This window comes from Fontivita pretiosa, assembly GCF_050410795.1.
In the GTDB taxonomy this organism is placed as follows: Bacteria; Planctomycetota; Phycisphaerae; order Tepidisphaerales; family Tepidisphaeraceae; genus Fontivita; species Fontivita pretiosa.
In genome coordinates, this window is record NZ_CP191258.1 from 1457120 (window position 1) to 1471158 (window position 14039).

Annotated in this window: 12 protein-coding genes; 8 read left to right on the plus strand and 4 right to left on the minus strand. The window is 62.6% G+C overall.

Annotated features, from left to right (window positions below):
• The first annotated feature begins 98 nt into the window (after positions 1–98).
• Positions 99–740 (plus strand): hypothetical protein, encoded by a 642-nt coding sequence (locus tag ACQS5P_RS05940; RefSeq protein ID WP_428939984.1) that lies wholly within the window; start codon positions 99–101, stop codon positions 738–740.
• Between the two features lie 114 nt (positions 741–854).
• Here ACQS5P_RS05940 and ACQS5P_RS05945 read toward each other — a convergent pair whose 3' ends face one another.
• Positions 855–998: a hypothetical protein gene (locus ACQS5P_RS05945; RefSeq protein ID WP_428939985.1), complete on the minus strand. Its 144-nt coding sequence runs from the start codon at positions 996–998 to the stop codon at positions 855–857.
• Between the two features lie 59 nt (positions 999–1057).
• Here ACQS5P_RS05945 and ACQS5P_RS05950 point away from each other — a divergent pair, with 59 nt between their 5' ends.
• From ACQS5P_RS05950 to ACQS5P_RS05975, 6 genes are all read left to right on the plus strand, one after another.
• On the plus strand, positions 1058–1378 hold the full coding sequence (locus ACQS5P_RS05950) for a hypothetical protein (RefSeq protein WP_428939986.1): 321 nt from the start codon (positions 1058–1060) through the stop codon (positions 1376–1378).
• 2 nt (positions 1379–1380) lie between these two features.
• Positions 1381–2436: a hypothetical protein gene (locus tag ACQS5P_RS05955; RefSeq protein WP_428939987.1), complete on the plus strand. Its 1056-nt coding sequence runs from the start codon at positions 1381–1383 to the stop codon at positions 2434–2436.
• A 75-nt stretch (positions 2437–2511) separates the two neighbouring features.
• Positions 2512–2928, plus strand: coding sequence for a putative toxin (locus ACQS5P_RS05960; protein ID WP_428939988.1), 417 nt, complete (start codon positions 2512–2514; stop codon positions 2926–2928).
• A 2-nt stretch (positions 2929–2930) separates the two neighbouring features.
• Positions 2931–3986, plus strand: coding sequence for a hypothetical protein (locus tag ACQS5P_RS05965; RefSeq protein WP_428939989.1), 1056 nt, complete (start codon positions 2931–2933; stop codon positions 3984–3986).
• Positions 3987–4061: 75 nt separating this feature from the next.
• Complete coding sequence (locus tag ACQS5P_RS05970; RefSeq protein WP_428939990.1) at positions 4062–4478, plus strand: putative toxin; 417 nt, start codon at positions 4062–4064, stop codon at positions 4476–4478.
• A gap of 2 nt (positions 4479–4480) precedes the next feature.
• Positions 4481–5536 carry a hypothetical protein gene (locus ACQS5P_RS05975; protein ID WP_428939991.1) on the plus strand — a complete coding sequence of 352 codons (1056 nt, stop codon included), beginning with the start codon at positions 4481–4483 and terminating at the stop codon, positions 5534–5536.
• 149 nt (positions 5537–5685) lie between these two features.
• Here ACQS5P_RS05975 and ACQS5P_RS05980 read toward each other — a convergent pair whose 3' ends face one another.
• The 3 genes from ACQS5P_RS05980 to fusA form a co-directional block, all read right to left on the minus strand.
• Entirely contained in the window at positions 5686–6735 is a 1050-nt protein-coding gene (locus ACQS5P_RS05980; protein WP_428939992.1) for a sialidase family protein, read from the minus strand.
• Positions 6736–6785: 50 nt separating this feature from the next.
• Positions 6786–8516, minus strand: a complete 1731-nt coding sequence (locus tag ACQS5P_RS05985; RefSeq protein ID WP_428939993.1) for a pectate lyase family protein — start codon at positions 8514–8516, stop codon at positions 6786–6788.
• Positions 8517–8773: 257 nt separating this feature from the next.
• Positions 8774–10909, minus strand: a complete 2136-nt coding sequence (gene fusA / locus ACQS5P_RS05990; protein ID WP_428939994.1) for an elongation factor G — start codon at positions 10907–10909, stop codon at positions 8774–8776.
• Positions 10910–11810: 901 nt separating this feature from the next.
• On the opposite strand from fusA, the gene ACQS5P_RS05995 reads away from it, so the two are divergent.
• Positions 11811–14027 (plus strand): hypothetical protein, encoded by a 2217-nt coding sequence (locus ACQS5P_RS05995; protein ID WP_428939995.1) that lies wholly within the window; start codon positions 11811–11813, stop codon positions 14025–14027.
• The last annotated feature ends 12 nt before the right edge of the window (positions 14028–14039 follow it).

The following is a 14039-nucleotide window of genomic DNA, read 5'->3' on the forward strand; positions in this document are numbered from 1 at the left end:
CCTTCCCGCCGTGCATTCTAAGCACAGCTTTGGGCAGGAAAAGCGGACTGTTCGGCTTTTTTTCGCGAATCGCGGCAACGGTATAATACTTTTGCCCGATGCTGCTCAAACGTATTGCCATCGTTGTGTCGCTGGTGCTGGCCGGGGGCGTGGCGCTGCTGTGGGGCCGCAGCTACGCCGTCGGCGACCGCTACCGATGGGTACGCATTCAGGATGCGCCCTCGGGGCGATTCGTGATGAGCAGCGGGGGCTTCGCCACCGGGATCGGCGGCATCCGGTTCGTCTACGAAGCCGTGGACAGCACCGACCCCAATGTAATCGATCGGACCCGACGACGGCTGGACGGGATCAGCCGCTGGGCGCCGCCAGGATACCGCACCATCGACCCGCCTCGTTACCCGATGCGCGAGGCGAGCAACGATTCGGTCCTGGCGTCGCTGGGGTTTCATTTCGATCACTGGAGCAACAGTTCGCCGACCAGCCGCCAACGACAATTGACTGTCACGGTGCCGTTCTGGGCCATCTTCCTGGCGCTGATCGGCTACCCCCTGGGGCGATACGTGGCGGGGGTGGTGCGGCGTCAAAGGGAGGATCGCCTGGCGTTGGGACTGTGCCCACGATGCGGCGTGCCGTTGAACGATGCCTTGTCGCGATGTCCCGGATGCGATCGCCCGATTCCACGTCCCAACACGACCGAAAACGCATTGAGCTCCGCCAGCGAAGCTCGCTCGGCGGTGTGAGCCGCGTGGCTACCAGTCATTGCCGACACCGGATCGAATGCTGCTGATCGTCGCGATTCTCATCGCCGCAACCGTTCCGGCCGTGTGGGCGACCGGCCGAATCCTGAGCATCGATCATGCCCCGCCGCTGCTGCGACGCCTGGCCGGCTGGTTCGTGCCCTGGGGGGCATGCGTGTGGCTGGCCTGGTCGCTGATGTGGCAGGCGAACCTTCCCCGGCTGGACTGGAACGCCTGCCGACTGGCGCCGGTTGTGGGCATGCTGTACGGCTACAGGCTGTACAACGTCCCGGAGCAGGGTCCGATCAGCACACACATCTATGGCCCGGTGTGGGCGCTGGCAATGCTGCCGGCGGCGAACGTTTCCCGATGTCGTGATCGCCGGGCAGAGCATGATCGAAATCAAGCGAGTACAATCGCTGCAACTGACCGACCAGTTCAGAGCACAGATCCAGGCGGCGAAAGAGCATGGATTGAACTATCGGATCATCGTTTCGGATACCCTGGTTGGAGATCCGCATCCAGACCTTACGGGTCTGATGACGGATCTGCTCTTGAACCGGGCCAACGGAAAGACCGCGAGCATCGAAAAGTACGACAGCATTCAGAGGAAGCTGGTGAAGATATGGCCCTTGGAATAGGCATGGCATACCTGAGTTTTGTTGCTGAAGAGATGCTATCAGACGACGCGCTCGTTCAGCTCACGCTCGACTTTGCGGCGCGATTCCCACGCCTGGCTCCCCAGGAGATCGGGTTGAAGCCGGAAGCGGTCAGATTCGATTCCGCCAGGCTCAAATCGGTGCTGACCCCGGAGCGACTGGAGTTCGGTTGGAGTTGGAGACGAAGTAGACCTGACATAGAAGGTCGCAGATCGCGCGACCCCCGTGATGGGGACGAGAATGAGTACCTCTCCATCGACTTGGATCATGTCGAGCAGCAGGAACTGCTCGAGGTGGCCGAGTGGTATGCCCAGCGGGTGCGACTGGCATACGCTCACATCCATGTCCTGTCCGAGCCGGAGGCGCAGCATGCGGCCGCGCGAGGTTTGGCCTTCCTGGGAATATCGCCTCAGGCTCACAAAGATCCACAGGCATGGAGCTACTACCCGCGGAATCTGAATCAGCTCTGCAACGGCATTCCCGACCTGTGCTGGGTGACGGTCTTCGGGCCGATGTACGTCCGTCACTTTGGTCGCGAGCGGCTGCTGTCGGCCCCGGCGCCGGTCGTGCGCGAGATCGCGACGGATACCATCCTGCTGCAACTGAGCCACAGCTACACTGAGGTCGCCACGGACTGGGAGAAGTTCAATGCCACGCGCGAGGCGGTCATCGACCATCTCGGCCGCGAGTGCTTCAACCGCAGTGCACGCCCAGCGATCCCCCACCCAGCGGACAGCTGCGACGCACGGCTCGTGGATGTGGATCCGCGTTTCATCCCGCGGGAGTTGATGCCCCGGCGACAGAAGTTTCTCGCCGCCGCCTCGACTCCGCCCGAAGCCCTGCCCCCGCCGCTGACTAGCCTTGAGGAAATGCTCGCGCACGTTGGCCGACTGAAGGTGATAACGATCATGGGTTCGCGCGTCCTGATCGATAAGGAGCGAAAGGAGCTGATCGGGTTCGCCGATCCGAAACTGGCCGAGGAATGGATCGACAAGCTCATCGCCGCCGGGGTGGAGGCGCAGGGGACGAGTCAACGGTGACGACGTCGCTGGACTGCCGTGCGAGTCCGTTGGGCGCCACCCGGCCGCCTTCTGGCTGCCAAGCGGGCGGCCCAAATGATCCAGAACGCGGCCGCGGGGATGAAGTTCCAGAATGAGATGCGACTGCTTTTGCGGGAGGTGGAGCAACTGGACGTGCCGGCGAAAAAGCGATTCTTCGACGTGGTCCTCGCTACGGGCAGGGCGCGGCGAACGTTTCCCGATGTCGTGATCGCCGGGCAGAGCATGATCGAAATCAAGCGAGTACAATCGCTGCAACTGACCGACCAGTTCAGAGCACAGATCCAGGCGGCGAAAGAGCATGGATTGAATTATCGGATCATCGTTTCGGATACCCTGGTTGGAGATCCGGATCCACGCCTTACGCGTCTGATGACGGATCTGCTCTTGAACCGGGCCAACGGAAAGACCGCGAGCATCGAAAAGTACGACAGCATTCAGAGGAAGCTGGTGAAGATATGGCCCTTGGAATAGGCATGGCATACCTGAGTTTTGTTGCTGAAGAGATGCTATCAGACGACGCGCTCGTTCAGCTCACGCTCGACTTTGCGGCGCGATTCCCACGCCTGGCTCCCCAGGAGATCGGGTTGAAGCCGGAAGCGGTCAGATTCGATTCCGCCAGGCTCAAATCGGTGCTGACCCCGGAGCGACTGGAGTTCGGTTGGAGTTGGAGACGAAGTAGACCTGACATAGAAGGTCGCAGATCGCGCGACCCCCGTGATGGGGACGAGAATGAGTACCTCTCCATCGACTTGGATCATGTCGAGCAGCAGGAACTGCTCGAGGTGGCCGAGTGGTATGCCCAGCGGGTGCGACTGGCATACGCTCACATCCATGTCCTGTCCGAGCCGGAGGCGCAGCATGCGGCCGCGCGAGGTTTGGCCTTCCTGGGAATATCGCCTCAGGCTCACAAAGATCCCCAGGCATGGAGCTACTACCCGCGGAATCTGAATCAGCTCTGCAACGGCATTCCCGACCTGTGCTGGGTGACGGTCTTCGGGCCGATGTACGTCCGTCACTTTGGTCGCGAGCGGCTGCTGTCGGCCCCGGCGCCGGTCGTGCGCGAGATCGCGACGGATACCATCCTGCTGCAACTGAGCCACAGCTACACTGAGGTCGCCACGGACTGGGAGAAGTTCAATGCCACGCGCGAGGCGGTCATCGACCATCTCGGCCGCGAGTGCTTCAACCGCGTGCGCACGCCCAGCGATCCCCCACCCAGCGGACAGCGCGACGCACGGCTCGTGGATGTGGATCCGCGTTTCATCCCGCGGGAGTTGATGCCCCGGCGACAGAAGTTTCTCGCCGCCGCCTCGACTCCGCCCGAAGCCCTGCCCCCGCCGCTGACTAGCCTTGAGGAAATGCTCGCGCACGTTGGCCGACTGAAGGTGATAACGATCATGGGTTCGCGCGTCCTGATCGATAAGGAGCGAAAGGAGCTGATCGGGTTCGCCGATCCGAAACTGGCCGAGGAATGGATCGACAAGCTCATCGCCGCCGGGGTGGAGGCGCAGGGGACGAGTCAACGGTGACGACGTCGCTGGACTGCCGTGCGAGTCCGTTGGGCGCCACCCGGCCGCCTTCTGGCTGCCAAGCGGGCGGCCCAAATGATCCAGAACGCGGCCGCGGGGATGAAGTTCCAGAATGAGATGCGACTGCTTTTGCGGGAGGTGGAGCAACTGGACGTGCCGGCGAAAAAGCGATTCTTCGACGTGGTCCTCGCTACGGGCAGGGCGCGGCGAACGTTTCCCGATGTCGTGATCGCCGGGCAGAGCATGATCGAAATCAAGCGAGTACAATCGCTGCAACTGACCGACCAGTTCAGAGCACAGATCCAGGCGGCGAAAGAGCATGGATTGAATTATCGGATCATCGTTTCGGATACCCTGGTTGGAGATCCGCATCCAGACCTTACGGGTCTGATGAGGGACCTGCTCTTGAACCGGGCCAACGGAAAGACCGCGAGCATCGAAAAGTACGACAGCATTCAGAGGAAGCTGGTGAAGATATGGCCCTTGGAATAGGCATGGCATACCTGAGTTTTGTTGCTGAAGAGATGCTATCAGACGACGCGCTCGTTCAGCTCACGCTCGACTTTGCGGCGCGATTCCCACGCCTGGCTCCCCAGGAGATCGGCCTGAAGCCCAACACGGTCAAAGTTGACCCCCGGACGCTCAAAGCGGCGCTGACACCGGAGCGGCTGGATGACGGCTGGCATTGGAGGCGACGTAAGCCTGACGTACGAGGATGCAGGTCACGCTTTCGCAGTGAGGGCGACGAGCATGAGTACCTCTCCATCGACTTGGATCATGTCGAGCAGCAGGAACTGCTCGAGGTGGCCGAGTGGTATGCCCAGCGGGTGCGACTGGCATACGCTCACATCCATGTCCTGTCCGAGCCGGAGGCGCAGCATGCGGCCGCGCGAGGTTTGGCCTTCCTGGGAATATCGCCTCAGGCTCACAAAGATCCCCAGGCATGGAGCTACTACCCGCGGAATCTGAATGAGCTCTGCAACGGCATTCCCGACCTGTGCTGGGTGACGGTCTTCGGGCCGATGTACGTTCGGCACTTCGGTCGCGATCGGCTGCTGTCGGCCCCGGCGCCGGTCGTGCGCGAGATCGCGACGGATACCATCCTGCTGCAACTGAGCCACAGCTACACTGAGGTCGCCACGGACTGGGAGAAGTTCAATGCCACGCGCGAGGCGGTCATCGACCATCTCGGCCGCGAGTGCTTCAACCGCGTGCGCACGCCCAGCGATCCCCCACCCAGCGGACAGCGCGACGCACGGCTCGTGGATGTGGATCCGCGTTTCATCCCGCGGGAGTTGATGCCCCGGCGACAGAAGTTTCTCGCCGCCGCCTCGACTCCGCCCGAAGCCCTGCCCCCGCCGCTGACTAGCCTTGAGGAAATGCTCGCGCACGTTGGCCGACTGAAGGTGATAACGATCATGGGTTCGCGCGTCCTGATCGATAAGGAGCGAAAGGAGATGATCGGTTTTGCCGATCCGAAACTGGCCGAGGAATGGATCGACAAGCTCATCGCCGCAGGCGTGGAGGCGCAGGGGACGAGTCAACGGTGACGCGGTGCAAGGGCAAAGCCGCTGCGGTGCAGGAGATGAGAGTTCCGTGCGACCGAGGCCCTCGCCGGCTGGCTCATCGTGCGACGTTGCAGCAGAACCATCTGCTGATTCTGCCCTCTGCCCTCATCCCTCTGCCCTCATCCTTGTATTCACTGCGTCGGATCCACCCGATGCGTGATGCTTCCCGGCGGCGGACAGACGAATTCCCTGATCGGCCGCGGCTCGAGCTTCGCCGGGTCGATCACCACATGCCCGATCGTCCGCCGCTTGAACGTGTAGGCGATGTGCACCAGTCCGTCGGCCGTCTGGATCACGCACGGATACGAGTATTGTCCGGGCGGCTCGTCCTGGATGATCGCGGCGGCTTGCCAGGTTCTTCCGTCGCGCGAGATCGCCACGTTCAGCGGATACCGCACCTTCTCCAGATTCGAGTGGTTGTAGACCAGCAGGTGCGTCCCGTCGCGCAGCGTCGTCGCGTCGATCCCGGAGTTGCAGTTGGGCAGGTCGGTCAGCGCCAGCGGCGACCACGTCGCCCCGCCGTCGCGCGACCAGGTCTCGCAGATCCGCCCCACCGTCGTCCGCCCCAGCGCCTGAAGAACCGTCTGCGAATGGATCAGGATCGTCGGCTGCGTTGCCTTGGGGATGATCGAGCGGTCCTGCTCGACCCAGGGCATCGCCGACCACGTGTTGCCGTTGTCTGTGCTGCACTCAAAATACAGGCGCCAACCGGATTCCGATTCAACGCTCGTCGGGACCAGGATCATGCTGCTCTCAAGCTGCACCGGCTTGTTCTTCGCCGGGCCGATGAGGTTTGGCCCGACGCGCCGGGCGGCGCTCCACGTGTGCCCTTCGTCGCCGGATCGTTTGAGCATGCCCCACCACTTCGACGGCGACGGCCCGACCTTGTAGAACAGCAGCATCGGGCCATTGCGGGGCTTGAACAGCACCGGGTTCCAGCAGGGATAGCGCGAGCCATCCGGCTCGATTCCCTCGGCGGTCAGCACCGGCGCCGACCATCGCCCGTCGCGCAGGTGGCAGGTCCAGATCGACGCATCGGGCTTGCCCTCGCCGCTGCCACCAAAAAACGCCGCCACGACATGCCCGGGCGCCGGCTCGCATAGCGTCGCCGCATGACACGACGGAAACGGCGCCGTGCCGATCTCGTAGATGAACCCGCTGTGGATGATGCCTGCTTTCATTGCTGAACAAACTTCGCACACCCTCTGCGCAATATCGTCAAGACACGCAATCAGCCCTGCTTCGCTATCGTGCTGAGCGTATCCACGTTGTTGTTCAGGTCCTTCCAGTCCACCTTCTTCGTGGGATCGATGTTATGGATGAACTTCTCGATGTTGGTGTAGCCGTCGCCGTTGAGGTCGCCGCTGGCGTCGGAGGCGTCGTTGGGGTTCAATCCGTACTTTGTCTCCCACTCATCGGGCATGCCGTCGCTGTCGCTGTCCTTGTACGGCGTGCCCTGGTATTGCGGATAACCTCCGACGTCGCGCGGATCGGTGATGATGCCCTTCTCGACCAGAGCGGCGATTCGCTGGATCACCTCATCGCGATAGCCGACCTTGCTCAGCTCCTCGGCCAGGTTCATGCTCGGCTTGGCGCTGACCCGGCCGCTGCGCACCATCTCGACGACGCGCTGATCGACCGCATCGCGCCTGGGCAGCGTGGCGCCGGCGTTGGCGAGCACTTTTTCGAACGCTTCGGCGGCGGTGTCGATCGGCGGCGCCGGGGGCATGGGCAGCGGCTGTTTGGCGCGCGCTTTGGGCAAATTGGCCTGGGCGCGCCGGGCGGCCTCGGGGTCGCGGGCGGCGTCGTCCTCGTCCATGTGCTGCACGCCGCCGGCCCAGTTGTCCGCCGTCACCTTCTCGTTGCCTTCGACGATGTTGCCTTCAACGTAGAAGTTGGGCCTCACCTCGCGATCCGTCCGCTCCAGCCCCTCGCGCTGCACGATGCGGTAGCCGACGGCCTGGTCCTTGGGCGTGGCCGGGCCGGGCTTGTAGTAGCAGTTGATCACGTTGACGGTGTTTCCCCCGCCAGCCCCATCCATCGTCCGGTGCCGCCAGTTGAACAACACGTTGTTGACCCAGTTGAAGTCGCCGGTCATGCCGATGCTGGGATTTCGTCCTGTATTGCAGGCATAGAGATTGTGGTGGAACAGCGTATTCCGCCCGCCCAGCGTGCTGCCGAACGCGTGATTGTAGGTGTTCAATCCCTCGCTGGAGATCGACCACTGGATGGTGAGGTTGACGGTGGGCAGCTTCTGTGCCCGCCCGCCGTCGGGCGGCTGATACATGTGCCGGTACATCGACATGTTCTCATCCAGTCCCCAGCTCGCCGACACGTGATCGATGATCACGTTGCCGACGGGATTTCCGCCCAGCGAGTCGTTGCGATCGCCGACCCAGGTGTTTCCGCGGCGGAAGCGCATGTGGCGGATGACCACATCGTGGGTTTCGATTTCGACGGTGTCGCCGGCGATGCACACGCCGTCGCCCGGCGCCGTGTTGCCGGCGATGGTGATGTACGGCGCGCGGATGCGGATGCGGTCTTTCAATCGGATGATGCCGGCGACATTGAAGACGACGATGCGCGGCCCGCCGGCTTCCAGCGCTTCACGGAAGGTTCCGGGGCCGGAGTCTTCAAGGGATGTCACGACGTACACCTTTCCGCCGCGACCGCCAAAGCTGTACATCCCTCCGCCCCAGGCGCCGGGGAAGGCAGGGATGCTGGCCTGCGGCAGATCCTGCGGTCGCGCAGCCCAAGGAATATACGGCTTGCCTTTGGTTTCCCAGTCCTTGATGACCGGCAGCGCGCGGGCGAAGGCTTCGTCGCTGCGCTGGTCGGAGGCGGCGCGGCGCGCGTTGGCCTCGGCCTCGAGCTGTGGCGAAAGCGTCGGGTATTGTGCAAACGTTAAGCCGCCTGCAAAAAGCCATGTGGCCACAAGCGCGCACAGGAACGATCTTGTCATGCCCTCAAACTCCTGTTGCTGATGGAGCCAGTCTGCGTTCCCGACGGCTGCGCGTCAAATCTCCGCCGCGGCGGCACAGTCGCACGAGTCCTGTGCAGAAACACGCCACTCTGTGACACGGGCGTCTCGCCGGTGCGGGCGATCAGACCATGTGCGGGATGCCCGTGAAAAAAAAGGCGCGAAGTGGAAGAAAAACGTCGCGGGCGTCCTGGTGAGCGGGACGTCCGCGACAGTTGCTCTGCGGTGCCGCGATCGGCTCATCCAACTTCCTGGAGAATGGCATTCTTGACCTGAGCCGGAACCGGAGCGTACTTCAGCGGCTCCATGACGCTGGTGGCGCGGCCCTGGGTCATGCTGCGCAGCTCGGTGGTGTAGCCGAACATCTCGCTCAGCGGCACTTCGGCCTCGATGATCCGCACGTTGCCACGCTTTTCGGAGTTGACGATGACCCCACGGCGGCGGTTCAGGTCGCCGGTGACATTGCCGACGAACTCTTCGGGTGTGGTGACGACGACCCTCATGATCGGCTCCAGCAGGGTCAGCCCCGCCTTCATGGCCGCCTCGCGAAGGGCAAGCTGTCCGGCCAGCTCGAAGGCGATCTGCGAGCTATCGACCGGATGGTAGCTGCCGTCCACAAGTGAGACCTTGATGTTGATCAGGGGGTAGCTGGCCAGCACGCCGGTCTTGGCGGCCATTCGCACGCCGTACTCCACGGAGGGGATGAACTCCTTGGGGATCGCCCCGCCGAAGATCTTGTTTTCGAACGCCACCCCATCGCGCCAGTTCCATTTCTTGAGGGTTTCCGGATCCACGCCGGTGCCGTCGAACGGCTCGATGTTGATCACCACGTCGCCGTACTGGCCACGTCCGCCGGTCTGCTTGACGTGCTTGCCGCGGACGTTGGTCGCCACGCCGGTGATCGTCTCCTTGTACGCGACCTTGGGCTTGCCCACCAGCACATCCACCTTCATGTCGCGCACGAGCTTGTTGCGGAGGATTTCCAGGTGCAACTCGCCCATGCCTGCGATGATCGTCTGCCCGGTCTCCTCGTCGTAGTTGGCCTGGAAGGTCGGGTCCTCGCGCTTCAGGATCGTCAGGGCCTCGCCGAGCTTCTGCTTGTCGGCGGCGGTCTTGGGCTCGATGGACATGCTGATGACCGGCTCGGGGAAAGTGGGCCGTTCGAGGATGATCGGGTGGTCCGGGTCGCACAGCGTGTCGCCGGTGAGCGCGTCTTTGACGCCGATACACGCGACGATATCGCCGGCCTCGGCAACGTCGATGGGGATGCGATCCGCCGCGTGCATCTGGAACATTCGCGAGATATTCTCCTTCTTGCCGCGGTTGGCGTTGAGCACACGGCTGCCCTTTTCCAGCCGCCCGGAGTAGACCCGCACGTAAGTCAGATCGCCGTGCTGGTCACTGACGATTTTGAATACCAGCCCGCAGAACGGCTCATCGGGCGAAGGCTTTCGCTCGATGATCTTGTCCGGATCCTTCACGTCATGTCCCTTGACCGGGGGCAGGTCCAGGGGCGACGGCAGGTAATCGATCACGCCATCCAGCAGGCGCTGGATGCCGACGTAGCGCAGCGCCGAGCCACAGAACACGGGATGAACCTTGAAGGCGATCGTGCCCTTTCGCAGGGCCGCGCGAATCTCCTGTTCGGTGATCGTGTTCGGATCGGTCAGGTACTTGTCGGTCAGATGGTCATCCAGCTCCGCGACCTTTTCCAGCAGCAGATGCCGCCAGTGTTCGTATCGCTCGCGCTCTTCCTCGGGGATGGGTTTTTCGATCTGCGTGCGGCCCTTGTCCTTCTCGTCGGCGACGTTGTAGTAGATCGCCACGCCGCGGATCAGGTCGATGATGCCCTTGAAGGTGTTGCTCTGTCCGATGGGCAGTTGCACGGCAACGGCCGGGGCGCCCAGGCGTTCAACGATGCTGTTGAAGCTGAAGTCAAAGTCGGCGCCCAGCTTGTCCATTTTGTTGATGAAGCAGATGCGCGGCACGTTGTACTTGGTCGCCTGCCGCCAGACGGTTTCGGACTGCGCCTCGACGCCTTCTTTTCCATCGAAGACGGCGATAGCGCCGTCGAGCACGCGAAGCGACCGCTCGACTTCAACGGTGAAGTCCACGTGACCGGGAGTGTCGATCAGGTTGATGGTGTATCGCTCGCCGTTGCGGTCCCAGGGGCAGGTGGTGGCGGCGGACTGGATGGTGATGCCGCGCTTCTGCTCTTCTTCCAGGAAGTCCATGACGGCGGTGCCTTCGTGGACCTCGCCCATCTTGTGGATCTTCCCGGTGTAATAAAGGATGCGCTCCGAGACGGTGGTTTTGCCCGCGTCGATGTGGGCGCAAATGCCAATGTTGCGAATTTTGGTCAGATCGCGTGCCATATGCACTCCGAAGTTGCCAGTCTACCAGTTGCCAGCCGCCGCTGTTGCCATTGAACTGGCAACTGGCAACTGACAACTCCTCAAAACACGAAACCCGCCGAGGCCTCTCCGCGGCAATCGTCGATTCCGTTGGCGACTACCGCCCCGACCGATGCGGTCGGGAGCGCGGCCTCTGCGGGTTGGTGCTCAGCTTCCGGATGTCGCGCTTCCACGAAGCTCGCTGCACGGTCGGCACTCGCCGCTAACGGTTGCTCATGCCGACCACTTCACGGCGCTTCGGTCAGCATGAGCCATCAGTCAGGCTCAATCTTCACACCTGCTCCTTTGCCTTATGCCTGTGTGCTGGTGCGTTGACACACCCGCCGTTATCAAAGGCAACCGCTGCGGCGCAGTCAACGCGCGGGGCGTAATTTAGCGTTCAACGCAAGTCCGTCAAGCCGAAACTTCGACACTTCGACGTCTTGGCGCGCTGCCGCCAGCTTCTGGCCTGATCGGATTCAGTGCACCTTGCGATTAGAACCAGGCGGAATTGACCCTGCGCGCTACTCGCAGCGAGCGATCCAACAGCATCACCCTCCCCAACCGTTTTTTAGCTAAAAACCTGCTACGACAAAAAGTCGTAAAGGTTCGTGAAAGTGATCACAAATTCTTTTCATATAGTAACTTAGGCAATTTGACCCTCCCGGTATTTTGGCTAATCATTTGATAGATGACGACCGATATCTATCCCGTAATCGGTCGATCCCGAGCCGGCTGGCGACGAGTCGGTCGCACCCTCCTTCATCGGGCTCGCGGGCTGGGGATGGGCCAACTCCTGCTCGGCGCAGGCCAGATGCTGAGCAACGCCGTCCGCGGCCTGACGCGCCTTTCCAAGGTCCGGGCCGCCAGTTGGAAGGGCATCATGGACCGTCTCGCGTTCGCCGTCATCTTCCTCTTGGCCATCGGATTGTGGGTTCAACCGTATCTTACTGGTCGGGGAAACTCTCAGCCGGCCGTGGCGCGATACGTCGATAACCCCCTGCCACAGGTGGAACCAACCGCCGAGATCCCCGCCTCGCAGAACAACGAGGAGCCTGCACCGCTCGCCAAGGCAGTCGAGCCGCAGCCCAGGCAGGTGAATCTGGATCCGTCTTCCCTGACGGTGCTGCGTGGCAAGCAAGGCTTCTGGCGACTGGGGCAGACTGCCTCGGGTGTCTGGTGGTTTGTCTCTCCGGACAATCGCCTGGAGTTCCTCAATACCGTCACGACGGTTCAACCCTATCAATGGGGGCGGGACAAAACCGGCATTCACTACGTCTCGCGCGACTTTGATGGTCCAGTCGGCGGGCCGGGTGATCTGCACGCCTGGGCAACCAAAACCGCCCAACGCGTGCTGAACATGGGCTTCAAGGGCCTGGGCGCCTGGTGCCATCCCGAGTTCCACAAGCTCGACATCCCGATGACCCGAGACCTGAATCTGTGGACCTGGATCCCGCACGAGAGCAAACGCCTGTACTCACCGGGCTGGATTCCCGCCGCTGAGCACGCCATCAAGACCCAGGTTGAGCCGCTGGCGAACAACGTCAATCTCATCGGGTATTTCATCGACAACGAGCTGGACTGGGGCGACAGCGGCGCCGGACCCAGCCAGTACTTCGATAACCTTCCCGCCGACGATCCCAACCGCCAGCAGGTCGTCAAGGTCATCCGCTCCGTCTGGGCAAGCCTGGAAGATTTCAACCGCGACTGGGGCGTGGAGCTGACGGACTGGAAAGATCTGGATACATGGCAGAAGCTGCCGCATGAGCAGCCGCAGGCGTACAGCCGGCTGTTCAGCGCCTGGCTGTCGCAACTGGCAGCCGACTACTTCCGCATCACCTGCGGGCTGATCCGCAAGTACGATCCGAACCACCTGATCCTTGGCGTGCGCTTCCGCGGCTACGCGCCGCGCGAGGTTGTCCGCGCCAGCCGCGACCTCACCGATGCCCAGTCGATCAACTACTACGTCTCCGACGCGCGCCTCGACGCCGAGATGTTCAACATGATGTACGAGCAATCCGGCCAGCCGCTGCTGATCACCGAGTACTCCTTCCATGCGCTGGACGGCCGCAGCGGCAACCGCAACACCGTCGGCTTCGCGGCGCAGGTGCTGGATCAACAGGCCCGCGCTGATGCCTATCGCCTGTTCACCACCCGCGCGGCTCGCGTGCCTTACATCGTCGGCGTCGATTGGTTCCAGTGGAGCGATGAACCGCCAAGCGGACGCTCCAGCGACGGCGAGGACGTGAACTTCGGCGTCGTCGATGTGGACGACGTGCCCTATGAGCTGCTGGCCGAGAGCATTCGCAAGACCGGCCCGATGCTCAACCCGCTGCATGCTAACGCCAACGCCGACGCCACCGCACAGGCCGACGTCTGGCGCGAGAGCTTCGCCAACAAACCCGTCATGCACGTGCCATACCTGGCCAAGCCGATCAACCTCAACGGCGAGCTGAGCGACTGGTCGATGGCGTCAAAGCTCATGGGCGTGCGGCACTCGCAGACCGTCGGCCTGGAACGATCCAAGCTCCCGCTGCCCAACGTGTTCCTGGGGTGGAACGACAACGGGCTGTACCTGGCGATGGAAGTCTTCGACAATGACATCCACGGCGCGCCGGCGCACGGCTGGTGGTGGACTCGAGACTTCGCCGAGTTCTGGATCTCCACCCGACCGGTCGCTTCCGACCAGAACAGCTACGATGTCTACTCCCACCAGTTCTTCTTCGTGCCCAACGCCTGGCCCGGCGAGGACGGGCGGCTGGGCATCGCCGGCCAGTGGCATCGCCCCGGCGACGCGTTGAAGGATCATCTCATTCCGCACCCGGATATCCGCACCGCCGTGCGTGTCCTGCCCGATCGCTATGTCGTCGAGATGCTCATTCCCGCCAGCGCGTTGAACGGCTTTGATCCGCGCAACCAGCCGGCGATGGCGTTCAACATCCACGTGCGCAACTTCCAGCACGCCACCGACTACTTCTGGTCGGCCCCCAAGGAAGTGATGACCCAGCTCCGCCCCAACACCTGGGGGCTGATGTACCTGAGCACCGATCAGCCCGCCAACATCGCCCAATCAGCGCCGCTGAAGCCCGACGCCCAGTAACTCCTGCTCATC

Coding starts and splice junctions, on each gene's coding strand:
- ACQS5P_RS05940 (WP_428939984.1), top strand. CDS start 99: ATGCTGCTCAAACGTATTGCCATCGTTGTGTCGCTGGTGCTGGCCGGG.
- ACQS5P_RS05945 (WP_428939985.1), bottom strand. CDS start 998: ATGCCCACAACCGGCGCCAGTCGGCAGGCGTTCCAGTCCAGCCGGGGA.
- ACQS5P_RS05950 (WP_428939986.1), top strand. CDS start 1,058: ATGGCCCGGTGTGGGCGCTGGCAATGCTGCCGGCGGCGAACGTTTCCC.
- ACQS5P_RS05955 (WP_428939987.1), top strand. CDS start 1,381: ATGGCATACCTGAGTTTTGTTGCTGAAGAGATGCTATCAGACGACGCG.
- ACQS5P_RS05960 (WP_428939988.1), top strand. CDS start 2,512: ATGATCCAGAACGCGGCCGCGGGGATGAAGTTCCAGAATGAGATGCGA.
- ACQS5P_RS05965 (WP_428939989.1), top strand. CDS start 2,931: ATGGCATACCTGAGTTTTGTTGCTGAAGAGATGCTATCAGACGACGCG.
- ACQS5P_RS05970 (WP_428939990.1), top strand. CDS start 4,062: ATGATCCAGAACGCGGCCGCGGGGATGAAGTTCCAGAATGAGATGCGA.
- ACQS5P_RS05975 (WP_428939991.1), top strand. CDS start 4,481: ATGGCATACCTGAGTTTTGTTGCTGAAGAGATGCTATCAGACGACGCG.
- ACQS5P_RS05980 (WP_428939992.1), bottom strand. CDS start 6,735: ATGAAAGCAGGCATCATCCACAGCGGGTTCATCTACGAGATCGGCACG.
- ACQS5P_RS05985 (WP_428939993.1), bottom strand. CDS start 8,516: ATGACAAGATCGTTCCTGTGCGCGCTTGTGGCCACATGGCTTTTTGCA.
- fusA (WP_428939994.1), bottom strand. CDS start 10,909: ATGGCACGCGATCTGACCAAAATTCGCAACATTGGCATTTGCGCCCAC.
- ACQS5P_RS05995 (WP_428939995.1), top strand. CDS start 11,811: ATGGACCGTCTCGCGTTCGCCGTCATCTTCCTCTTGGCCATCGGATTG.